This is a genomic window from Pseudoalteromonas sp. Z9A6 (genome assembly GCF_011378805.1).
GTDB lineage: Bacteria > Pseudomonadota > Gammaproteobacteria > Enterobacterales > Alteromonadaceae > Pseudoalteromonas > Pseudoalteromonas distincta.
Map to the genome: position 1 here is coordinate 1 of NZ_WTKZ01000060.1, position 23,142 is coordinate 23,142.

Annotated in this window: 22 protein-coding genes; 14 read left to right on the plus strand and 8 right to left on the minus strand. The window is 40.9% G+C overall.

The annotated features are described in order from the left end of the window. Positions 1-162: 162 nt before the first annotated feature. Positions 163-717: a hypothetical protein gene (locus GQR53_RS17145; RefSeq protein ID WP_024598680.1), complete on the minus strand. Its 555-nt coding sequence runs from the start codon at positions 715-717 to the stop codon at positions 163-165. A 110-nt stretch (positions 718-827) separates the two neighbouring features. Between GQR53_RS17145 and GQR53_RS17150 the strand changes: the two genes are divergently transcribed. Next, positions 828-1,934: a transcriptional regulator gene (locus tag GQR53_RS17150; RefSeq protein ID WP_165744656.1), complete on the plus strand. Its 1,107-nt coding sequence runs from the start codon at positions 828-830 to the stop codon at positions 1,932-1,934. 207 nt (positions 1,935-2,141) lie between these two features. Beyond that, positions 2,142-2,828, plus strand: coding sequence for an inovirus Gp2 family protein (locus GQR53_RS17155; protein ID WP_165744658.1), 687 nt, complete (start codon positions 2,142-2,144; stop codon positions 2,826-2,828). Between the two features lie 29 nt (positions 2,829-2,857). Here the strand turns inward: GQR53_RS17155 and GQR53_RS17160 are convergent, their stop codons facing one another. From GQR53_RS17160 to radC, 5 genes are all read right to left on the minus strand, one after another. Then, entirely contained in the window at positions 2,858-3,349 is a 492-nt protein-coding gene (locus tag GQR53_RS17160; RefSeq protein ID WP_165744660.1) for a lecithin retinol acyltransferase family protein, read from the minus strand. Positions 3,350-3,450: 101 nt separating this feature from the next. After that, a complete protein-coding gene (locus GQR53_RS17165; protein WP_096038216.1) occupies positions 3,451-4,011 on the minus strand; it encodes a tyrosine-type recombinase/integrase in 561 nt (186 codons plus the stop codon). 180 nt (positions 4,012-4,191) lie between these two features. Then, on the minus strand, positions 4,192-4,635 hold the full coding sequence (locus GQR53_RS17170; RefSeq protein WP_165744662.1) for a DUF2787 domain-containing protein: 444 nt from the start codon (positions 4,633-4,635) through the stop codon (positions 4,192-4,194). A 15-nt stretch (positions 4,636-4,650) separates the two neighbouring features. Continuing rightward, positions 4,651-5,100, minus strand: coding sequence for a DUF2787 family protein (locus GQR53_RS17175; RefSeq protein ID WP_206013363.1), 450 nt, complete (start codon positions 5,098-5,100; stop codon positions 4,651-4,653). Then, a complete protein-coding gene (gene radC, locus GQR53_RS17180) occupies positions 5,097-5,576 on the minus strand; it encodes a DNA repair protein RadC (RefSeq protein ID WP_165744664.1) in 480 nt (159 codons plus the stop codon). Before radC ends, GQR53_RS17175 begins: the two co-directional genes overlap by 4 nt. A gap of 234 nt (positions 5,577-5,810) precedes the next feature. On the opposite strand from radC, the gene GQR53_RS17185 reads away from it, so the two are divergent. The 9 genes from GQR53_RS17185 (at position 5,811) to GQR53_RS17225 (ending at position 18,695) form a co-directional block, all read left to right on the plus strand. After that, complete coding sequence (locus tag GQR53_RS17185; protein WP_165744666.1) at positions 5,811-6,248, plus strand: RNase H family protein; 438 nt, start codon at positions 5,811-5,813, stop codon at positions 6,246-6,248. 151 nt (positions 6,249-6,399) lie between these two features. Next, positions 6,400-6,603 carry an AlpA family phage regulatory protein gene (locus GQR53_RS17190; RefSeq protein WP_165744668.1) on the plus strand — a complete coding sequence of 68 codons (204 nt, stop codon included), beginning with the start codon at positions 6,400-6,402 and terminating at the stop codon, positions 6,601-6,603. Between the two features lie 35 nt (positions 6,604-6,638). Beyond that, a complete protein-coding gene (locus GQR53_RS17195; protein WP_165744670.1) occupies positions 6,639-6,830 on the plus strand; it encodes a ribbon-helix-helix protein, CopG family in 192 nt (63 codons plus the stop codon). Between the two features lie 2 nt (positions 6,831-6,832). Continuing rightward, positions 6,833-9,958, plus strand: coding sequence for an anti-phage-associated DUF499 domain-containing protein (locus GQR53_RS17200; protein ID WP_165744672.1), 3,126 nt, complete (start codon positions 6,833-6,835; stop codon positions 9,956-9,958). 39 nt (positions 9,959-9,997) lie between these two features. Then, positions 9,998-11,077: an anti-phage-associated DUF3780 domain-containing protein gene (locus GQR53_RS17205; RefSeq protein ID WP_165744674.1), complete on the plus strand. Its 1,080-nt coding sequence runs from the start codon at positions 9,998-10,000 to the stop codon at positions 11,075-11,077. A gap of 98 nt (positions 11,078-11,175) precedes the next feature. Continuing rightward, positions 11,176-14,190, plus strand: coding sequence for an anti-phage-associated DUF1156 domain-containing protein (locus tag GQR53_RS17210; protein ID WP_165744676.1), 3,015 nt, complete (start codon positions 11,176-11,178; stop codon positions 14,188-14,190). Between the two features lie 43 nt (positions 14,191-14,233). Further along, entirely contained in the window at positions 14,234-16,981 is a 2,748-nt protein-coding gene (locus GQR53_RS17215; RefSeq protein ID WP_165744678.1) for a phospholipase D-like domain-containing anti-phage protein, read from the plus strand. Between the two features lie 30 nt (positions 16,982-17,011). Continuing rightward, positions 17,012-17,620, plus strand: coding sequence for a DUF4433 domain-containing protein (locus GQR53_RS17220; protein ID WP_165744680.1), 609 nt, complete (start codon positions 17,012-17,014; stop codon positions 17,618-17,620). Positions 17,621-17,627: 7 nt separating this feature from the next. Beyond that, positions 17,628-18,695: a macro domain-containing protein gene (locus tag GQR53_RS17225; protein ID WP_165744681.1), complete on the plus strand. Its 1,068-nt coding sequence runs from the start codon at positions 17,628-17,630 to the stop codon at positions 18,693-18,695. A gap of 25 nt (positions 18,696-18,720) precedes the next feature. On the opposite strand, the gene GQR53_RS17230 is transcribed toward GQR53_RS17225, so the two are convergent. Then, on the minus strand, positions 18,721-19,950 hold the full coding sequence (locus GQR53_RS17230; protein ID WP_165744683.1) for a site-specific integrase: 1,230 nt from the start codon (positions 19,948-19,950) through the stop codon (positions 18,721-18,723). A 199-nt stretch (positions 19,951-20,149) separates the two neighbouring features. Further along, positions 20,150-21,010 (minus strand): YicC/YloC family endoribonuclease, encoded by an 861-nt coding sequence (locus GQR53_RS17235; protein ID WP_138488390.1) that lies wholly within the window; start codon positions 21,008-21,010, stop codon positions 20,150-20,152. Positions 21,011-21,189: 179 nt separating this feature from the next. On the opposite strand from GQR53_RS17235, the gene rph reads away from it, so the two are divergent. Genes rph through GQR53_RS17250 form a run of 3 tightly spaced genes read left to right on the plus strand, consistent with a single transcriptional unit; the run spans position 21,190 to position 23,003 of the window. Further along, positions 21,190-21,903 carry a ribonuclease PH gene (gene rph / locus GQR53_RS17240; RefSeq protein WP_002958890.1) on the plus strand — a complete coding sequence of 238 codons (714 nt, stop codon included), beginning with the start codon at positions 21,190-21,192 and terminating at the stop codon, positions 21,901-21,903. 18 nt (positions 21,904-21,921) lie between these two features. Beyond that, positions 21,922-22,566: an orotate phosphoribosyltransferase gene (pyrE, locus tag GQR53_RS17245; protein WP_002958891.1), complete on the plus strand. Its 645-nt coding sequence runs from the start codon at positions 21,922-21,924 to the stop codon at positions 22,564-22,566. A gap of 56 nt (positions 22,567-22,622) precedes the next feature. After that, positions 22,623-23,003, plus strand: coding sequence for a diacylglycerol kinase (locus GQR53_RS17250; protein ID WP_165744685.1), 381 nt, complete (start codon positions 22,623-22,625; stop codon positions 23,001-23,003). Positions 23,004-23,142: the final 139 nt, after the last annotated feature.

Below are 23,142 nucleotides of genomic sequence, written 5' to 3' on the forward strand. Positions count from 1 at the left end.
TAGATATTTAGCAATTTAGGCTGACACAGAATTCTGAACGCCCTCTAAATAAATGCTTAAAAAGCGATTGATTATGTATCCGTTCAATAGGTCCATCTTACACCTAAGCCTTAATCAAATCCCAAAATAAAGCTTACAGACCAAGTTAATTTATGCACTTTATTAGCTTGTTGTAAGCTTTTCGATTGCCTGTGTTAAAACGGCATTTTGTTTTTCTAAAAACTCAATTTTCTTTTCCATCTTGACCAAGTCAGCTTTTAAATGGGCTTGGTTTTGTATTTTTTCTAGCTGGCTTTTTAACGCTATATTTGCTTTTTCTAGTTGTGCCATCTCCCTACTTACTAGGCTACCGTCAAATAAAGAATCGATAGATTGTCCAATATTAGTAAACTGATTGCGCTCTTTGATTTTTGTGAGCTTGGCAAAAGTGTCTTTCTTGATATTAACCGTCAGTTGCTTGTGCTTGGCTTTTTTTCTTCTTTTGTATTGTCCCCAAGCTCGCTTCATTCTGATAAGAGTGTTTTCTTTATCGAGTATATTTTGAACATCTGAGCAGTACGCTTCTAATTGTTGAAGTAGGCTTTTTTCTGTATTACGAGTGAGTAAATGTTTCGGTGGATACCCTAGCTTTTTAAAATATTGCCCAGTCCAACGAGTCATTTCTTCGTCAGAAAAATCTATCCATTTTATAAATTCATCATTTAAAACAGTGCGCATAACTAACCTTAAAACTACTATGTTACATGAAGCTTTACATGTAACAGGATGCAAATCAAGTTTTGATGTATTACACTTATAATAGGTATTATGTGTGAATTGGGGGTGTGATGCTAGATGCGTTTGAAGGAAAAAAAGAGATAAAAGCTCAAGATAGGCTTATCTACCTACGGTGGCTTTGGTTAGTTCACAAAGGTAAAAAGAAAGGGATGTCTATTGCTAAATTAGCCAACACGCTAATGCTAAGTGAATCGACAGTAAGAAACGCAATTGCTCGCTTAAATACCAATGACTATTTAGAGGTCACGAGGAATGAGGAAAAGGCGTCAGAAAAGATCTATAAGTTAAAAAACACTCCTAGCATACCAGTATTTTTTTACGGTAAAAAAGCAAATTACATACAAGCCTTGTTAGGCGTTAATGATGATTTTACTAAACTAACAGCTGAAAGCTTGGCCCGAAAATTTATGAAAGCGGCTTTAGTCATGCTAAGTAATGGTATTGGTCTAGTTTCAAATATAGGCCTTAATAAGTTAGCTGGCTTTACGGGGTTATCATTATCAAGGGTACGTAAATTTATAGATGAGCTAATCCATGAGGAGTTCATTTTAAAATTTATAGCAGGAGGCAATGCTCCAAATTTATACCCAAAATGTAAGTCAGTTTTAATTTTAAACCCTCGTTATTTTGGCGGCGCCTTACTAAGAATAAATAACTTTCCAGAAGAGAGATTATTTGGCTTAAAAATAAATGAAGAGGTAAGTAAAGCGCTAAACAAGCGTAATCGTAAAACGGGAAAAATTACTCTTGAAGCTGAAGTGATGGCGCTAAATAAACACAGATTAGCACAGCGAATGTATCACTATTTTTATGAGTTAGTAGCTGAGAGTGTCGCTGAACGCGCTCCATTTAAAAACAAACAATTAATTAATTATATGTTAGCACAATCAACTAACACTGAAGTGAATGCAGCGATTAAGTCATCTTGTAGTGAAGCTGTAACTCAATACGCTGACTTTTTACTTGCGCTTATTACCCAGCTAGAAAAAAGCATGCATTTGCTAAATAAAAAAATACAGTTTTATTGCTTTAAAAGTAATGGTGACTTTTTCGTTGTTTCGAATGCGAATAAGTCATTTGAAGGTGAGCTAGAATGGCCGGCTAAAACAACCATTAACTTTCAAGGTACAGGTGTTTCTTGGGAGTTACACAAGTAATATAACTTTACAGTGGTTTTAAAGCACTATTTACATATATGGCGGTGCTTTGCGGCACGTTTTATATTCTGTCTGTTTAATATACCAATATCATCTCTTAGTTATTACACCCATTAGGTAGCTAAAACCACTGTAGTCGTTAAGCAATAAATCTATAAAAAATAACAGCAATAACCTTTCTATGAATCAAACATAGGAAGACTTAAAGTGCATCATAACCACCAACGTTCTAAACAAAATAAAAACTTAAAACTAACTAGTAAAAATACCTTTAGGGGAATGCCTATACTTACAAGCCATGGAGCGCTGTGTATTCCATACTTAGATAAAATCTATAATACGATTGAAATGGCTTTAGATAACCACCCTAGGTTAATGGCTATACGTGTAGACCTAAGGTTTCCTAAGTTAAAAGCACATCAAGAGTGGGGTAATGTCATTCAGCTGTTTATCCGCTCGTTACAGTCGCAAATCGATTGCACTACACGAAGAAAGCAAAGGCTTGGGGAAATGGTTCATCCATGTAAAGTTCGCTATGTATGGGTAAAAGAACGCTCTACATCGGTAGCAGATCATTACCACTTGCTGCTACTTTTGAATAAGGACCGATTTAATTGGATAGGTTCAACCAAAAATAAAAAGAATAACTTGGGTTCACTAATAGTTGAGGCGTGGGCCCGTGTGGTGGGTATTGATTACAACGAAGCTATTGGCCTAGTGTTTTTCTCTAAAGACAAGGAAACGAAAAGTGTTGTTATCCATCGACTTGATAGTGATTCAAATAGCTTTGATGGTGATTTTGCAGAATTATTTAAACACGTAAGCTATTTGGCAAAAGAAAAAACAAAGCACTATGGCGAAGGTAGCCGTTGTTTTGGCGCCAGTATTCGATAAGCACAGCAGGGGCCATGTGGCCCCATTACCTATCGTTTAGTTAAATCCCATGCTCGCCACTGACTCGCTTTAATATACTCACGTGCATCATGTTTGAGTTGGGCTAAAGTAAAGGTATTGGTATGTATATTCCCTGTAATACAGTAACTACAAAACTGATGACAGTTTTTACTTAATACAGAATAAGCTTGTTGAGTACCAAGCAGTGTTTCAGCATCGTTAGCAATATCATCAAATCCAACAGAGGTTCCATTAGCATCACAACTTATATAAATGGTTATGGCACTGGTTCCAGCTAAAAACTGGTACACGGAAACAGTCTCAATTAATCCCTTGGCATTTTTATGGATAATTTTATTGTTGCCTAAGTAAATGCCTGAATGCTCAGCAACACCAAAGGCTAAGTCACAGTACACAATGCTCCCTCTAACAGGGCCATCGGTTTTCCAAAATAAATTATGCGCTAAGCTTTTAGATAAGTTGCCAATTAAAAAGTGTCCTATCACGTTATATAGATTCATGCTATTTGCTCTAAAGTAAGATATTTATAAAACTAAAACAGGCGTTGAGCCTATTGTTTATAAGGGTTTAGCTATCCCGCCCCCTTAGTAAATGAAATGGTTTAAAGCTCAAGAGAAACAAAGTCTTGATCAACTTCATCTTGCGTTATACCAATATAACGAAGCGTTACCCCCTCAGAGGTGTGGCGTAACATTTTCATGACTCGGCCTATATCTTTTGTAGACTGATAGAGAAAGTAGCCCCGCGTTTTTCGCATTGAGTGAGTGCCTAACGCAATATTCAGCTCTTGGCCTACTTGTTGAAACGCCATCGATACCGCACGCCGCGTTATTGGCTGTGGTGGTTTATTTTTAAGTTGTTGGCACTTGTAAGACTGAAACAAATAAATATGCTCAGGGTGTTCAGCTCTCACCCTTGCAATATGCTCACGTGCTTTCGTATTTAATTGAATATTAGCCAGCTTGCCGGTTTTGCGTTCACGAATGATAAGCCTATCATTGTGTATATCTTCAAATCGTATCGACAGTAAGTCAGATATGCGTAAGGCAAGGTTTAACCCTATGTGCCACACATCTGCCATTTGTGGGTTACATCGAATACTTAATAAGTGACCAACCAGGCGAATAGTATCTTCATTTTTTATTGCATGGACCTCAGCCATAGTCTGCTTCCTTTTTTGTTTGTAGAAGAGGGTTTTGAGTAGCACAGAGTGGTGAATATCAAGGAGCCCTTATGGCATAAGGGTTTAAAGCTTCCCGTTTTAACAATATGGGAAGCAGTTATTAAATTGCTCTGTGCTGGTGGGGGTGTTATTTAAATGCTAAGCGTGCTCTTTAAAGTGCTAGCTAAACTCAACTTGAATTTGGTCGTATACCTCCATATCTACGTAGCCAACAAAGTTCGCCTCCCATAACTCATAAAGCTCTGCCATGGCGGGTAGTCGAATGTTTTGCCAGCCGGTATAGCGAGAAAACACCATTGAGTTGCCAATATCAAAATCGGTATCTCTTTCAAGCTCAGGGTAAGCGTTACCGCAATAACTAAAGTCAGTAATATAAATTATTGAATAGTTACCATCCGTAAGCTTAGTTAAAGCTATTTCAACAGGATGATAGCCACCCTTTTCGGCACTATAGCTTTTATCTCTAAAGTTAATCGTAATGTGTTTAGCGCCATAGCTATCAGGGTGCTGGGCAAGTACCTGGTTTAAAATAGTATGAAGACCGTGAGATATAGGTAAAAAGGAAGGGTTAAAGGCAATAGCGGGTTTATTTAAAACGGGCATGAGAGCTCCTAAGTGTTATAAATTAATTCGGTTGATTGTTTTTGCTGTAAAGTGATCAAAGAGTTGTTGATTAAACGTGTTAACCAGAGCGCCTTGCCAGCAGTGAAAAAGTTCAATAACGTGCGGCTGGTTTAATTCACAGCGTTTTATATCGGGTTGATAAAACCACTGGTGCCTAAAGTTAAAGTAAAGCTCTACCTCTAAACGTTCACTATCTTTGTCGGTAAAGGCAAAGCTCGTCATGGTGGCTATTTGCCAGGGCTTATCAGGCTGGCTTCTAAACAAGTGCACTTCTAGCGGGTGTTGGCCTGTTCTATTAGTGAGGTAGGGCGAATGTTTAAAGTTAAGCGCAATAGCGTGCGTTGTGTCAGGAATAGCGCATAAACTAATAGATGCTGCTAAGTACCGCTGTAGTGCTGGTAGTAAACTCACATAGGCACAAGGCGAAGTAATGCTATTCATCATATCCACCCCTTTTCGGCAAACGACACACAACTTTCGCCAACCACTATGTGATCTAGCACACGAATATCCACTAGCTTTAGCGCCTCTACCAAGCGTTCTGTAATGCGCTTATCGGCTTGGCTAGGTTCAGGAACACCTGAAGGATGGTTGTGTGCAAATATCACCGCAGCGGCGTTATGCCTTAATGCCATCTTTAATACCTCACGCGGGTAAACTGACGCGGCATCGATTGTGCCAAAAAACATTTCCTCAAAACTGATCAGCCGGTGCTGACTATCTAAAAACATCACCGCAAACACTTCACGCTCGTGCGCACCCAGTTTTAAGGTTAAATACTCTTTTACATTCGCAGCGTCGGTAAAGGTGCCTTCTCGCTTGTATTTAAGAGCTAAGGCTTCTGCTGCTTGTTCTAATAGTTCATTTAGCTCTGATGTTTTAAAAGGGTAGTGGTGATTGCTTTGGTTTGTTGTACGCATAGTAAGCTCCTTAAGTAGTTTGTATGGCTATGCGTATTAATGAAATATATCTAAAACTGTTTTCAATAAGGCCTGTTACTAAGTGGCATTAGGGCGTGTTTATCCCGCTATTAAAAAGTAAAAAATAACTTTCCCGTGTTTGTTATGTAGCGATTGTTATTAATCGCCTATCAATAATTTAAACCAGAAGCCGGAGTAGCAAAGCATCGGCTTATTACGTTTTAGGAAAAAACAATGAATACTGAAATTTATGTAGAAGCCGCCCTAGTAGAAACACAAAGAGACCGCTTTGTAGGTGGTATTGGCTTTATAGCGCTGGATGACAGTGCATGTATTGGAAATGAAAACTGGGAGTATTTTGGTTATACCAGCAACAGATTGGAACTAGAGCTTTCGGCCCTTGCTTTTGGGTTAAAGCATGCCAGTGATGGCGATATTATCTATTCAAGTAGCGACTATTGCGTAGATGGTTTTAATGACTGGCTAGCAGGCTGGAAACGCAGAGATTGGCGTAAGGCAAATAAAAAGCCAATAACTAATGAAGACCTTTGGCGGCTGGTAGATAAACTTAGCGCGAATAGGCACATTGAAGTAAAAAAAGCAGATAACCGCTTAGCAGGTAAGCATGCCGCTTATAGGTATGCACTAGCAGCGGCAAACCGTCAATTGTAATTTGTATAACTCACAAGCTGGTGCTGCCAGCTTGTGAGTTGTATTTGTGTTGCCTTTAAAAGGCATCGTTAGCTGCGCTTATTGAACAGACAAAAGTAAAAAATAACACGGCGGCCTTTGTTATGAGTTAAACAACATAACAGGGTTCAAAATGATAAATTTCCTCAGCCTAGGGCAAGTAATAAACAAAACAACATTGTGCAAAAGCAACATATATAAACTAATGAGTAACGGGGAGTTCCCTAAAAACTTTACCGTATCAGGTAAGCGCAAAGCTTGGCTTGAAAGCGACGTTGAAGAGTGGATGTTAAGTAAAGTGGAAGAGTGCAATAACGACCATGTTAGTGTAAGCTAAATGCAGTACATTTGCAGGCATTATTGGAGAGTTAAATGGCTACCACAAAAACTGCGACGCTGACTATTCGAGTCGAACCACATTTGAAGGAAGCGTTACGTGCAGCAGCTCAATCAGAGCACCGTTCAGTTGCAAATATGGTAGAAGTGATGATACGTGAGCATTGTGAAAAAAATAATATAGCCATAGAAACCCCAACAAAATCAGATCAACAAAGGGAGCAGTAATAATGATCAAAACGGTTAAACAGGCATGTAGTTTCAATCCCGTAATTCAAGATTACAGGATGAGTCAAGGGATTGAAAACCTCGCAGACCTAATCACTGATGCTGGTGATGGAAGTGAGTTCTTTTCTCGAAACTTCGTTACTCACGGTATGGAGCAACTTTTTCGCGAAGGCATGCTAAGGTTGTCAGGAAAGTCTGATCAAGCTGTTTTCGAATTAACTCAAGCAATGGGTGGTGGTAAAACCCACATGATGATCGCCTTAGGTTTACTTGCTAAACATGCTCACCTAAGACCTACTGTTTTGCCAGAGTCCCTTAATAGTCGTTTAGATTTTGGTAACGCTCGCATTGCTGCTTTCAATGGCCGAAACAACCCTAGTAATTATATCTGGGGTGATATCTGTACTCAGCTAGGTGCTGAAGAAGAAATCAAAGAGCACTGGTTTAATGGGCCTAAACCTGTCGATCAGCAGAAATGGAAAGACATCATCGGAGACACGCCAACTCTGATTATGATCGATGAGCTACCTCCTTATTTGAACGTTGCTAGTACGCAGGTTCTAGGTTCTGGCACGTTAGCAGATATGGTGGTGTATAGCCTAAGTACGTTAATGAGTGCGGCTTTAGAGCTACCAAATTGCTGTATCGTTATGGCGAACCTTTCAGGCAGCTATAAGGCTCAGACAAAAGCGCTTGCAGACTCTATTTCTAACCTGCAACAAGAAACTCGCCGTCAATCAATGACGATCACCCCGGTACAATTATCGGGCAATGAAATCTATGACATTTTGAAAAAACGACTTGTTGATGAAATGCCTGATGAGCAAGTAATCAATGACATTGCAGAAGAGTATGCACAGCAAATCAAGAAGGCTGAAGACGGCGGCTACATTATTGCATCAAGTATTGAGCAGATTGCTGACCAAATTCGCGAGACATATCCGTTCCACCCTTCTTTCAAGCATTTAGTTGCGTTATTCAAAGAAAATGAAGGCTTCCGCCAAACCCGTGGTTTGATGCAGTTTACTGCTCGACTTCTAAAAAGTGTTGACCAGCGAAAAACTGATGACGTGTTCCTGATTGGTACTCAACACCTTGATTTAAATGATGAGCAAGTGAAGGATGAGATTGAGAGAATCTCTCCGAAGCTAGTCCCTGCAATAACACGAGACATTGCAGACAAGGGTGATTCAATTTCAGAGATTATCGATGCAGAACAAGGTAATGATGCTTCCGCTCAATTAATGACTCTCTTGTTAGCTTCGTCTCTCTCTAGAGCGGTTGGTGGTCGCATTGGTCTATCTGAAAGCGAAATCATCGAGTTTTTAGCAGCACCAAACCGAAAAGCAGATGAATTTTTAGAAGCTATTCAAAAATTACGTGAACAAGCATGGTACTTGCACCGTGAAGATGAACGTTTATTCATTAAAGAAACAGAAAATTTATCTCGTCAGATAGAGCGAAGTGCAAAGGAAGTTCCACAACCCAAAATTGACCAAGCGTTGATTAATCGCCTTAAAGGGATATTGCAGCCTAACACTCGCAATACCTATCAAGATGTTCAGATTTTGCCTCGAATGGATGAGCTTAAGCTTAGTGGTCCTCGTACTCTCATTGTTATTAAACCTGATGGTAGAGTGCCACCAAACGAACTAATGAACTTCTTTGAGTTCCAGCAAGAAAAAAACAATCTTTTAGTATTAACGGGACAAGACAGCATCATGGCGGATGCTGTCGAAGAGAGATTACGTGAGCTGTATGCAATAGAGCTAATTAACAAAAAGCTTAAATCTGGAGATACCTTATTCGAAGAAGCTAGGGATCGACTAGAAGAAGCAGAAGGCCGTTTTTCAAAAGCTCTATCTGCGTCATACAACACCATTTTATTTCCTGGAATAGATCCTATAGATGGTGCTGAGCAATTGTTAAAGGTCACTATCGATAATGGATTAAAAATCGGCGATGGTGAACAGTCCGCCGAAGTCCAAATTGACAAGTTAATGGCTGATCCTCGCGCCAACTATAAGTTAGCAGCTGATCTAAAAGATGATTTTGCTCAGTACTTTGCAATGGCAGAAGCGGAGCTATGGCCTTCAGGTGCCGGGAATAGACGTACCCCTTGGAAAGATGTTGTTAGTAAAGCTAAGTGTAACCCTGCTTGGCCTTGGATGCCTGGTAACAGTGGCATGGATACACTAAAAGCAGAAGCACTTAAACAAGGTCGCTGGCGCCAAGGTGAAGATGGTTACATTGAAAAAGGGCCATTCCCTAAAGAGAAAACCAGCGTGAACGTATCTTTACTAAGCACGCATCCAGATACTGGAGAGTCAGTACTTAGCCTAACGCCACGAAATGCAGGTGACAGTCCTGTTATTCACTATTCAACAAAGGCTGAGGTTTTAGAAATTGACGCGCAAGTTGAAGATAGTGAAAGCTTCAGCACAACTGAAAGTACGCTGTATTTTCAAGTAAGAGATCCAAGTGGTAAATATGAAGCAGGCCCAGCTACTCGTTGGGTTGCAGACCTTAAAATCAGGCATCAGGTTGAGGCGTTAGCAGATAAACGAAAAATCACTCTGCAATGTACGCCAAATGCTGACATGTTTTACACATTAGATGGCTCTAACCCTAAAGATGGCTCAGCTTATGACAAGCCATTCGATATCGGTTCGGATGCATCGCTGTTATTAGTTTACGCCAAATCAGGTGAAGCCTCTAAGACAGTGGAATTTTCCATACCCCATGTTGGCGATAAAACTGTAAAGATTGACGACACTAAACCAGCACAAATCAGTAGTACAAGGCGTGTATCGCTTGATACCACCGATAAGGTTTTCTCAGTTATCAATCGTTTTAAAGATCAGGCTTCAACTCAATTCAAAGGCGTTAGGATTGAAATTGGTGAAGGTGAAAACACCGTTGGTATCCGCTTTGGTGAACGTCTAGTTACAGCTACCATGATAGAAAAAACAGTAAACAGCCTAAGAGAGCTACTTAATGAGGAAGATGCAGCAGTCACAGTCAACGTAAGGGATGGCATCGAGTTTGAAAATGGTTTTGAAGCAAAAGAGTTTGCTAAGTTAGCCGGTATTGAGCTTCGCCCTGGTGATGTGGCGCAGGAAGAATAGCCCTGTATGTATAAAGTAAACAGTGATGAGGAGAAGTAGATGTCAAAGGTAACTGCAAAACAAAATGCGGCTAAGTATTCGACGCTTGGTTTTGGCGTTCCAGCGTCCAGCGATCCTCATCACTTTAAAGTTATTATTCCAAAAGCGAATAGTGGCAAAGTAGAAATTAGTGAGCATCTGGGTATGCAAGCTCAGAGCGAAGAGCACTCAGTCGTTGAGCGTGTGGTTTTAGAGCGTCCTTGCTGGACTGCAATACGTGCTGAGGTACAGCGAGCGTTCAATGCTCGATTAAAAAGCTACGATCTAAAGCCAAGCTCTTGGAAAGTCGGTGAGAATGTTGTCGATCGTTTGCTGGGTAAAGAGCTTTGTGTACTTGCTTGGGCAGTTGAGAGTATGGATGTTGAAAATATCTCTGTGGCTGTTCGTAACTGGTTAGCCCTTCGTCCTGAAGAGCGCTGGTGGTTATTTGGCATGACGGCAATGAGTACTGGCCATAAGGATGAGCGCGATGTCGGTTGGCGTATTGCGTTGCGCCATGCTCTTGGGGATATAGTACAAACAGAGTCATTGGACAAAGACAAGCAAGCTCGTGAACTATCACCAAGTTACTCATCGGTTCAAGGCGATAGTGAAGGCAATCTGCAACCATCTAATGAGAGTTCACAGAAGGCAGATGAAAGTTTAGCTGAGTTGTCAACTGGCAATGCAAACCCAATAGTACAAGATGAAACGCGATTGCCTGCTACTGAACCTAAAGTAGAGAGTTCATTGGCGGAGGATGTCCTATTCCTATTTGAAGCCAAGAAGGCTAAAGCAGGTGGCCACCCTATTGGTGATATGAGTAAGCCTGAATTTATTGTTGGAAAAGGCTCGACGGCAAATATAGCTGTGGCGAAATCGTTACGACCTGCTATTCGTGAACTACGGCAGAAGCTTTTAGATGAAGGTGCTCTTGTCGAGGACGGAGGGGTTTACTCTTTTACACGAGAATATACGTTTAAAAGTCCAAGTTTGGCTGCTTGTGTGATTGCAGGTAATCCTCGTAGTGGCATGGATGCTTGGCGGGACTTAAAAGGGCGCAGCCTCAAAGAGCTGGGTTACGGTAAAAAAACTAACTAATTCTGCTGCGGGGCGACGAGAAAGCTTTGCCCCTGAATATACCTAAATTGATATAGAGCGAATTTCTAGTATGTCGCTCTTTTTGGAGATAGTACTAAATGGCACAACTAACGCCTTTTGCATTAAAAGATGCCCCTGCTCTTATCGAAGCAGTCTTTCCCGCACAAAAAGTTTCCTTTGAAGCTCAAAAGGAGCGAAAGGCCGGTCCTGGACAGACGTTAACCTCACTGGGTTCTTATTGGAAAGGCAGAAAACCTCTTATCCTCGTTCGAGCGATAGTATTGGGAACGCTCCTACCTCAAACCGAAGACAAAGAAAAAGACCTAGAAGTATTCGAAATGCTGATGGGCTTTGATATTGAAAGCCTTGCTAAGCGTGCGCTGATTAAAAAAAGCGTTAAACCTTCTGAGATCGCTGCTCGTATTGAACTGCATAATCCTTGGGATTATTTTGGTCACAACGTCAAAGTTACTGATGCGAATTTCAATGAGGTAGATATCTTAAAGTTTCCAATCAATAGTGATTCTCTTGCCTTAAAACTACGCTGGCGTCGCGATATAGCTGAAAGCGAAAAGCTGGCTATTTACTTGCAGTATCTGGAAAACATTGATGGGTATGAGAACAAGGCTAGTCTTTGCAAAAGACCGGAGGAAGTTGATCAAGAGTGGCTCTACGCACACATATGGCCCTGCATTAATCAGCATTACCAAAGCCTGGGTATAAATGCTGAATCTCATCAAGAACTGGTAGCTCAACTCGGGCAACTTCGCTATGGACATCGCCCCAAGGTAGCCGATACCTTTACTGGTGGCGGTTCAATACCGTTTGAATCTGCTAGATTAGGTTGTGATGTATACGCTTCTGACTTAAACCCAATCGCCTGCATGTTGACTTGGGGAAATTTTAACATTATCGGAGCTCAACCCGATGTCCATAAGTCAATAATTGAAAAGCAATTACAGGTCAAAAATAGGGTAGAACAAAAAATAGCTGATTTAGGGATTGAACACGATTGTGAAGGAAATCGTGCAAAAGCTTTCTTGTATTGCATTGAAGCTCGATGTCCTGAAACAGGTTGGATGGTTCCCCTGTCTTCTTCGTGGGTCATTTCACCGAGGCAGAATACGATTGCCAAGCTTATACCTAATAAGGAACTTAAATCGTTTGTGATTGAGGTAGTCAGTGATGTTTCTGATATCGAATTAGAAGCTGCCAAAATTGGCTCCGTCCAAGATGGAAAAATGGTTTACGAGCTAGATGGTAAGGTGTATCGCACGCCCATTAAGACCCTGAGAGGCGACTTTAGAGACCATGATGGAAAAACCAAAAACCAGTTGAGGCTATGGGAAAAGCTAGATTTCAAGCCAAGAGAAAGTGATGTTTTCCAAGAAAGGCTATATGCAATACAGTGGATTACTAGTGACACTGTAAACGAGTCTAGAAAAATGACATTTTTTACAGGGATACGAGACGAAGATATCGCCCGTGAAAAATTGGTAGATGAAATCTTATCTGAAAACATTCAGAGCTGGCAGTCACTGGGAATAATCCCAGACATGGAAATCGAACCGGGTGATAAAACGGATGAGCTCATAAGAACGCGCGGCTGGCGTTATTGGCATCAATTATTTACACCAAGAGATCTCCTGAATTTGGCCTTTCTGAAGCAAGAAATAAATACTCCAGAACTAATCCCAGAGTTTTGTGGAACACTGGATTTTTGCTCAAAACTATCTCGCTGGATTGTACGATATTCATCGGGAGGGGGAAGTGATTTTACTTCCAACGTATTCTCTAATCAGGCGTTGAATACCTTGTACAACTGGGCTAACCGATCATTTTTTGATTGCGAATTTGTACAAAATTATCCATCCATTCCTTTGCTTCAGGATACTGAATTACACTCTTCGGCGAGTAATCAAATATCAGCAAATAATGATATATATATTACGGACCCTCCATACGCAGATGCAGTGAACTACCATGAAATTACTGAGTACTTTATCGCTTGGTTGCGTAAAAATCCACCAGCCCCATTTGATAATTGGACTTGGGACTCTAGAAGAGCTCTTGCGATTAAAGGTTCTGGCGATGATTTCCGTAAAGGTATGGTTAGTGCTTATAAGACAATGGCAGACCATATGCCGGATAACGGTATGCAATGTGTGATGTTTACCCACCAAGATACAGGTGTATGGTCAGATATGGTTAGCATATTCTGGGCCGCAGGACTTCAAGTAGTTGGGGCTTGGTATATAGCTACAGAAACAACCTCAGAGCTAAAAAAAGGTGGCTATGTTCAAGGCACTGTGATTTTGATGTTACGTAAACGCCCTGCTGGTGAAAATTCAGGCTTCAAACAGCGTTTGTTACCTGCTGTTCGAGCTGAAGTGAAAAATCAGATCGAGACCATGATGCATCTGAACGATGAAGTGAAAGATAAGATGGGCGAGCCTGTTTTTAACGATTCTGACTTACAAATGGCAGGTTATGCAGCCGCATTAAAAGTGCTCACATCTTACACCCATATTGGTGGTGAAGACGTGACAACATTTGCGCTGCGCCCTCGCACTAAAGGTGAAGAAACCGTAGTTGATGAAATTGTTCAACAAGCGGCAGAGGCTGCAAACAGTCTTTTAGTACCTGAAGGATTAAGTGCCGATACATGGCAGAAACTAAGTGGTATCCAACGTTTTTATTTAAGAATGATGGATATTGAGACCACTGGAGCTGGCAAGTTAGACAATTACCAAAACTTTGCTAAAGCATTCCGTGTTGAAGATTACACGCGTGTAATGGGAAGTATGGCTGCCAACAAAGCTCAATTGAAACGCATCCCAGAGTTTATATCTCGTGATTTAACAGAGAGCAACGAGATAGGATCCACTTGGTTAGGGCAGTTAATTATAGGTTTACAGCAACTATTAGCCGAAGCAGAACCTCAAACTGTGATTAGTCACCTTCAGGAGGAGCTACCAGACTTTATGGAGATTCGACCAGTTTTGATTGATATTCTGAAGTTCGTTGAAAACAAAGCACCGGAGCAAGCCACACGAGATGTTGCTGAAGTATTGGGTGCTCGTTTACGCAATATGCGAGCGTTAGGAAACTAAGCGATAGATGAAGAATTACTCATGGTATTAGGGAGGATAATACATGGCGATCAAACGGTTTTCTTCGCGAACCCACCGGCTTGATAGTAGCTTTTTACTTGAACATTTGAAAGGAGCTCGCAGCTACAAGCGCATTGCGGGTTACTTTACCAGTTCTTTATTTGAAGTTGCTCATGAGCTCATTGAGGCGATCCCTGACGTTAAAATCGTCTGTAACGTGGATATTCACCCTGACGACTTGAAAGTAGCTCAGCTTCGAGAGTCTAAGATGATTGGCCGATGGAATGAGCAAGATATAGAGACGGAAGCTCTGCTTAACCGCGACCGTTATCGAAGGCTTGATAGCTTTTTAGCTAAACATGGACAAGTTATTCGTGTTGCACCTGACAGTGTGTGTGGTTTTTTGCATGGTAAAGCCGGAGTCATCGAGTGTGTGGATGGCCGAAAGCTGGGTTTCATGGGCTCAATGAATGAAACGAGCAGTGGCTGGCAAAGGCACTATGAGATCCTTTGGGAGGATGATTCTCCTGAGGGGGTGGCATGGATAGAAGAAGAGTTTGAATACTTATGGAACGCGGCTCGTCAGCTACCTCATGCAGTAATACGTGAGGTTAAACGACGTGGATATCGCCATGAAATCGGATTTAATGAGATTGATGATGAAGATGACGTAGCACCTGCTGCATTGATTGAATCACCGCTCTATCGACAGGGTTTTTCATTAAGGCCATGGCAGCAAGGTTTTGTTACCGAGTGTATTCGTCACTATCGTAATCATGGCATTGTACGTTTGCTTATTGCTGATGAGGTTGGTCTAGGGAAAACGTTATCAATGGCAACTGCCGCATTGAGCCTTTGCCTTCTAAGTGATAAAGAAAACAAAAAGCGTAAACCCGTTATTATTTTTGCGCCAGCAACACTGTGTGAGCAGTGGCAAACAGAGATGATCGATAAGCTAGGTATTCCTTGTGCCAGATGGCATACACAAAAAAAGGCATGGATTGATTCGGATGAGCGAGTGCTATCGCCTTCAGGACAGGAATTTATCGCCAAGTGCCCTTTGCGTATTGGTATAGTGTCTACTGGGTTGATGATGCAAGAATCGTTAGAGAAAGAGCATCTATTGGGTTTAAGGTTTGGCCTCACCATTCTTGATGAAGCACATAAGGCTCGAAGCAGACAAGGCTTTGGAAAGGAAGCAGGTACCCCTAACAATTTACTTGCTTTTATGCGTGATGTCGCTGCACGTTCTGATCATGTGATCTTGGGCACAGCCACGCCTATTCAAACTCGTTCAGAAGACCTTTGGGACCTTATGGGTATACTGCATCAAGGAGAAGGTAACTTTGTACTAGGGAATGATCTGGCCAAATGGCATCGTCCAAAAGATGTACTACCTATTTTGTCTGGTGAGCAGCATGTAAGCTCACCTAGTTTTGCATGGGAGTTGTTACGTTCACCGCTTCCGATGGTTGATTCTAGTAACGAAAAGCATTCAAGGAAGCTGGTTCGCTCCATTCGAGAGGATCTTGATCTCCTAAATAATCGAAAGTCAGATATTAGAAATCCATTAACTGATCTATCCGAGGACTCTAGGGACTACCTAGAAGACGAGCTAGATCGTGATATTGCAGGGGCTAGTTTCTTTCAGCGCGAGAATCCATTTGTTCGTCATATTGTTCTACGTAAGCGCGTGACACTAGAGGATGCAAACTTACTCCCTCGTATTGGCGTACATGTTCACCCAGATAGGAAATTAGCCAAAAAAGAGCATAAATTTGGCAGTTTGTTTACGGGCAAGGCGCTAATTACTAGTGAAGAATTCCGCCAGGCTTATACAGAAGCTCGACATTTTGGTAAAGCGCTGTCGCAAAGCGGAAAAGGCAGTGGGTTTATGAAGAACCTTATGGAGCAACGTATTTGTTCAAGTATTGTTGCCGGTTTAAATACAGCCAAAATGCTGCTAGAGGGGCGAACCGTTCAAGAAGAAAGCGATGAGCAATTGGTTGAATTAAAAGCGGAAAGCCCAGAAGAAATAGCGGTTCTTGAACGGATGATTACCAGTTTAGAAAGTGTTGATGAAGATCCGAAACTACGTGCTGTACTGCATTACTTAGAGCAGGAGGATTGGCTCAAGCATGGGGTTATTATTTTCAGTCAGTACTACGACACAGCAAAATGGGTTGCAGACTCTTTAGCTGAGCGATATCCAAATCAAGCAGTAGGTTTATATGCTGGTGCAGGTAGAAGTCGTTTATACCAAAAAGGTGATAGCGTGAATATCGAGCGTGAGACCTTAAAGAAAATGGTAGCCGAGCACCAATTAGAAATTATGGTAGCTACAGATGCAGCTTGTGAGGGCTTGAATCTACAAACGTTAGGCACACTTATAAATGTTGATCTCCCTTGGAACCCAACCAAGCTGGAGCAAAGAATAGGTCGTATTAAGCGTTTTGGACAAGTTCGTGAGCAAGTGGATATGCTTAATTTGGTCAATGAACAAACTGTTGATGAAAAGGTATATGACAAGCTTTCTGAACGTATGCAGGACCGTTACAACTTGTTTGGCGCATTGCCAGATACGATTAAAGATGAGTGGATAGAAGATATTGAGTCGATGGGCGAAAAAATGGATGAGTACATCGACGCGCAAAAGAAAGCTAATGGTTTTGACCTTCGTTATACGAGCACTATGGAACCTTCGGATAAAGATTGGCGAGATTGCTCTAACGTTTTATCCAGAAGAGACTTTAGTGAGTTAATGACTTCTGGATGGAGTGAGAAAAAATGAGTCATAGGGTTACAGTAAAGAGAGATGATAATGACGGTCAAGGTCTCGCACATAACGCACATTGATAACTTAGCTAGTATTTTAGGCCAAGGTTGCTTGTGGTCTGACGCTAAACGTATTGAGCTTGGTTTAGTTAACCAAAATATTGGCTATAACCATATTAAACAACGCCGTTTAGTTCGCCTTGTAAAAGTGGCTGCGGGTGGTACGATTGGCCAGTATGTACCATTTAATTTTTGTCCGCGTTCAGTCATGTTGTATGTTATTCATTGTGGGCATGATGATTTTGGCGGTGGGCAAGATAAGGTATTACACTTAATTAGCGACACAGAAACAGTGCGCCTGGGAAACCAACATTGCTTTTTTACTGATATTCATGCTGATTTAGATTATGCAGAGCAAATTGATGATTTTACACGTATTAATGAGTTAGATATTAAACGTATTATTAATGAACGCTATTGGCAGGATTTTAAAGAAGAAAAACAAGCTGAGTTTTTAGCGTTTGAATCTGTACAGTGGACAGCTATTCGCCAAATAGGCGTAAAAACACAAGATGTTGCTGATGAAGTAAATATGTTACTTCAAGCTGTGCAACATAAACCTGAGGTATTAGTTATGCCGCAGTGGTACTACTGAGGTTAAGATGATTATTTATCAAACTGGCAATATATTACATGATCAAGCTGATGCTATTATCAACACAGTTAATACTGTGGGTGTAATGGGTAAAGGGCTTGCTTTGCAATTTAAAAAGGCCTTTCCTGATAATTTTAAGGTATACAAAAAAGCTTGTGATGATAAAGAGCTGGTAACAGGTGAAGTGCTAACTGTTGAGCTTAACTCTATTAATGCACCATTTTATATTATTAACTTTCCTACTAAAGCGCACTGGAAAGGTAGTTCTAAGCTTGAGTATATAGAGCTAGGGCTGAATAGCCTAAAAGCTGAAGTAAAGCGATTAGGACTTAAATCAGTCGCCCTACCAGCACTGGGAAGCGGCTTAGGGGGCTTAGATTGGCATGCAGTTGATTCACTTATACAGAGCTCTTTAAGTGAATTACCAGATGTTGAATGGCGTGTATACCCGCCACAAAATGCTCCAACGGCCCAGGCGATGCCTAATAAAACTAAAAGGCCCGATATGACACTCGGTAGAGCTGCCGTTTTAGGTTTGATAGAACGTTATACCTCTACTGGATTTGGTTATCGCTTATCGCTATTAGAAGTACAAAAGCTTGTGTATTTTTTAACGGCAGCGGGTGAGCCACTAAACAAGGTGATATTTCAAAAGCACCATTATGGCCCTTATGCCGATGTACTTCGCCATGTGTTAGATAAAATGGAAGGCCACTTTATTACTGGTTATGCAGATGGCATAAACAAGCCAGATACGCCAATAGAGCTTAAAGATGATGCTGCTATTGAGGCACTTAACTATTTGCAAGCATGCCCAGAAACAAAACAACGGTTTGATAAAGTAGCCAGGCTAATAGAAGGCTTTGAGTCGCAAAACGGTATGGAGTTACTTTCAACTGTACATTGGGTTGCCACTAATGAGTTAGAAGGTAATGACATTACTGATGATCTACTTATTAACTCGGTACATAGTTGGAATGCACGAAAATCAAAAATGAAGCCTGCTCATATTTTGGCTGCCTGGGAGCGCTTAAAACAACAAGATTGGCTTAAAAATAAAGCGCCAATCAATTGATATAAAATTAGGCCAGTAAACTACTTTAATTAATGGTACTAACCATTTCTTCAATCGTTGTAGCTAATGATGCTAACGCAATTTTGCGCTCTTCAAAGTAATCGTACTTATCATAAATACCTTCTACCCCTTTTAACTTATGATTTAAGCATCTCTCGGCTACATAGCCGGGGGTGCCTTGCTGTGCAAGTAAAGTACGACAGGTGCGGCGTAAGTCATGAACAGTAAAGTGAGGCATATCGCCCATTAAGTTTGGTGGCTGTTTCTTTTTACCTGGCTCATGGCCAAATAACTTAGTGATAGCGCGATTAAGCGTATCAGGCCCCATATGTGGATTTTTACTGGCGCGACGGCTAGGGAACACATAGTCAGAACCACAACTTCTCATTTTTAGCTCTTCAAACCACTGTATTACCGGTAGGGCCAAAGGAATACTAAGGCCTACATTGGTTTTACTGCGCTCTTTTGGTAGCTCCCACACAGCTTTTTCTAAATCAAACTCTTCCCACTTTGCTTCGCATAATTCAGACTTACGCACCCCTAAACACACTAATAAAGTACAGGCTAAGTAGTTGTCACGGGTGAAGCTCATTGGATTTTTTTTGGCAGTATCGAAAAATTGCTTAAGTTCGCTGGTGGTTAATGCTCTGTCTTTACTTTTTTCTACACCGCCTGCGTCACGCACTGTAAATGCAGAGGCTGGGTTTCCTGCTATTAGGTCTAGTTTTATTGCATGGTTAAATAATTGCTTACAATAGCCAAGTGCATCGTTTGCAATTGTAGGTTTACCTGCGGCTGTTATAGCATTAATAGTGGTGCGTATATCGCGCGCGCTTATTTGGTCGAGCTTTATATCACCAATTACCGGAGCAATATCTTTAGTGTATACGCGCTTTGGGATCTCAGGGTATTTTAAACGCTTTACTAAGGTGGGATACCAGTCATTAAATAAGTCATTAACTGTTTTAATGCTTTCTTGCTCGGCGCGCTTTCGTTGTATTAATGGGTCAAAACCATCGCGCACTTGTTTCATTTTAGTGGCGGCTTCAAGGCGAGCGTTTGCCAGGGTAAGATCTTTGACTTTTGCTAACGTCATTTCGCGGCGTTTTTTATTTGAAGTAAAACGCAGCATCCAACTGGCTGTGCCTGAAGAAGGAACAACCAAGTACAAGCCATCACCATCAGCGTAGCGCTGTGTTTTATTGCCACCCGCTTTTATAAGTGACTCTACTTTTTTTACCGTTAGCTTAGCCATAATCCACCTTTAATAGCCATGATACAGGTGGGCAAGGTTTTACCCACCACTTAGGTTTTAAGTAAGTGTACCATACCCACCATATTAACCACCACTTGGTGGTGGTTTTAGATGGAAGTCAATGGACTTGTGTAGAGTTTTGGTTTGTTAAGGCGTTGATTTTAAATGTTTTTAAATCACATTGAGACCTGCGTGGAGTCTATTCAATGTTCTGGATCTGCTCACGCATTTGCTCAATTAGTACTTTTAGCTCTACGGCTGCAGTAGTGATGTCACTATTGATAGACTTAGACGCTAACGTGTTTGCTTCACGATTAAATTCTTGCATCATAAAATCTAAGCGGCGGCCACATGCGCCTCCTTTTTTAAGGATTTTTTTAGTTTCTTTAACGTGAGACTTTAAGCGATCTAGTTCTTCAGCTACATCTTGTTTTTGAGCAAGATAAATAAGTTCTTGTTCAAGGCGTGACTCGTCAATGTTTGCTGCTAAGTCTTCTAGCTTTTGAGCAAGTTTTTCACGCTGCCATTTAGCAATCTCAGGCATATGCGTTTCTACAATTTCTACTTGCTCTAGAATTGCATCAAGGCGTATTGCTATCATTTCTTCAAGGTTTGCACCTTCATCGCCACGTGCAGATTTAAAATCTTCGATTACTTGATCAAGACCAGCTATTAATGCTGTATTAACGCTATCCATATCAAGCTCTTCTGCTTCCATAACGCCAGGCCAACGTAATATATCAACAGGGTTAATATCACCATTACTTTGTTGTTGAACCCATTTAGCGCTATTTATTAGTTGTTCAGCAAGGGCTTGGTTAATTGATAGCTCGCCAACGTGGGCTGGATTTGCCACAAACTTTAAAAAGACCTCAACTTTACCGCGTTGTAAGTGTTTGCGTAAACGCTCACGAATAACGGGCTCCATGCCACGAAATTGCTCTGGTGCGCGTATAAATGTTTCAAGGTAACGCTGGTTTACTGAGCGAACTTCCCAAGTGCCAGTACCCCAATCGCCTTTTATTTCGCGACGCGCATAAGCTGTCATACTGTGGATCATGGATATTTTCCTAAATTTATAAATACAATATTATGATGATTATACCGTAACACTGCTTAAGCTCTAGGGAAAATTTAATACACTGAATATTTTGCATACAGCTATTTATTTAAATCAACATGGTATCTATACCCACATACACTTATAATGTCGCAAATTCTGAATTAAGGGGATCGTCAATGCGTCCAAGCGAAAGAACACCTAACCAAATTAGACCTGTTACATTTACACGTAATTATACTTTGCATGCTGAAGGCTCAGTACTTGTTGAGTTTGGTAACACCAAAGTACTTTGTACAGCTACTGTTGAATCGGGCGTTCCTCGTTTCATGAAAGGTCAGGGTAAAGGTTGGATCAATGCTGAATACGGTATGTTACCGCGAGCAACGCATACGCGTAATGCTCGAGAAGCTGCACGTGGTAAGCAGGGCGGTCGTACTATGGAAATTCAACGCTTAATTGCACGTGCACTTCGTGCGGCTGTTGACTTAAAAGCACTTGGCGAAAACACAATTACCATTGACTGTGACGTTATTCAAGCTGATGGCGGTACACGTACAGCTTCTATAAGTGGTGCATGTGTTGCACTTGTTGATGCACTAACACATATGCGTGCAAAAGGTATGATTAATTCAAACCCACTTAAACATATGATTGCAGCTATTTCAGTTGGTATTTACAAAGGCCAAGCAATTAGCGATTTAGAATACATTGAAGATTCAGCAGCAGAGACTGATATGAACGTAATTTTAACCGAAACAGGTAAAATTATTGAAATTCAAGGTACAGCTGAAGGCGAACCTTTTTCGTTTGATGAGCTAGATGAGTTACTTACTTTAGCTAAACATTCTATTCGTGAAATAATTGACGTACAAAAGCAAGCATTAGCATAAATAGGTAGGCCACAAGATATGAAAGATTATCAAAAAGAGTTTATAGAATTTGCTCTAGAGAAGCAGGTGTTAAAATTTGGTGAGTTTACATTAAAGTCTGGACGCACAAGTCCTTACTTTTTTAATGCTGGTTTGTTTAATACTGGTCGAGACTTAGCGCGTTTAGGTCGCTTTTATGCATCGGCACTCGAAGATTCTGCTATAGAGTACGATGTATTATTTGGTCCTGCGTACAAAGGTATTCCAATAGCGACAACAACAGCGGTTGCCTTGGCGGATCATCATGATAAAGATGTACCTTACTGCTTTAATCGTAAAGAGAAAAAAGCACACGGTGAAGGCGGTACATTAGTAGGCTCAGAACTTAATGGCAAAATTATGCTAGTTGACGATGTAATTACTGCAGGTACTGCGATTCGTGAGTCGATGGAAATCATTGCACAAAATGGTGCTGATCTTAGTGGTGTTTTAATTGCGTTAGATCGCCAAGAAAAGGGTAAAGCTGAATTATCAGCTATTCAAGAAGTTGAGCGTGACTTTAATACCAAAGTGATTTCAATTGTAAAATTAGCTGATCTTATCAGTTACCTTGAAAGCCAAGGCACAATGGATGAGCATTTAGCCTCAGTTAAAGCTTACCGTGATCAATACGGCGTAGCATAAATAAAAAGCCTCGCAGTGCGGGGCTTTATTTTGACCTTCATTCATAGAGTTTATTAATGAAAGATGTATTAAAACCAAATGGCTTAGGCCTCAAGCGTGTTTTCAAAGCAACCTATTGCTCTTACCTTGGCTTTAAAGCAGCATTTAAAGAAGAAGCAGCATTTAGGCAAGAGCTACTATTAAGCCTTATATTATTTCCTATTTCATTTTGGCTTGCTTCATCACTATTGCACTGGGCAATACTAATTGGCTCACTGCTTATTATATTAATAGTTGAATTACTAAACTCCGCCATTGAAGCATTAACAGATCGAGTAAGTACAGAGTTACATGTATTGTCAGGTAGGGCCAAAGATATGGGATCTGCAGCCGTAACACTTTCATTAACGATCGTATTGATCATCTGGGGTGTAAGCCTCTATATGAAGATCGTTTAACTCTACTTCTAATATAAAATAGCTTTGAACCCCGTTAGTTGTTAATAATTTGATGGTTATGTTGTATTTTTAACGTGTTTAGCTCAAATTCTCAGCGAACAGCACATTATTTCAAGTTTTCTTCAAAAAAGGGTTGATC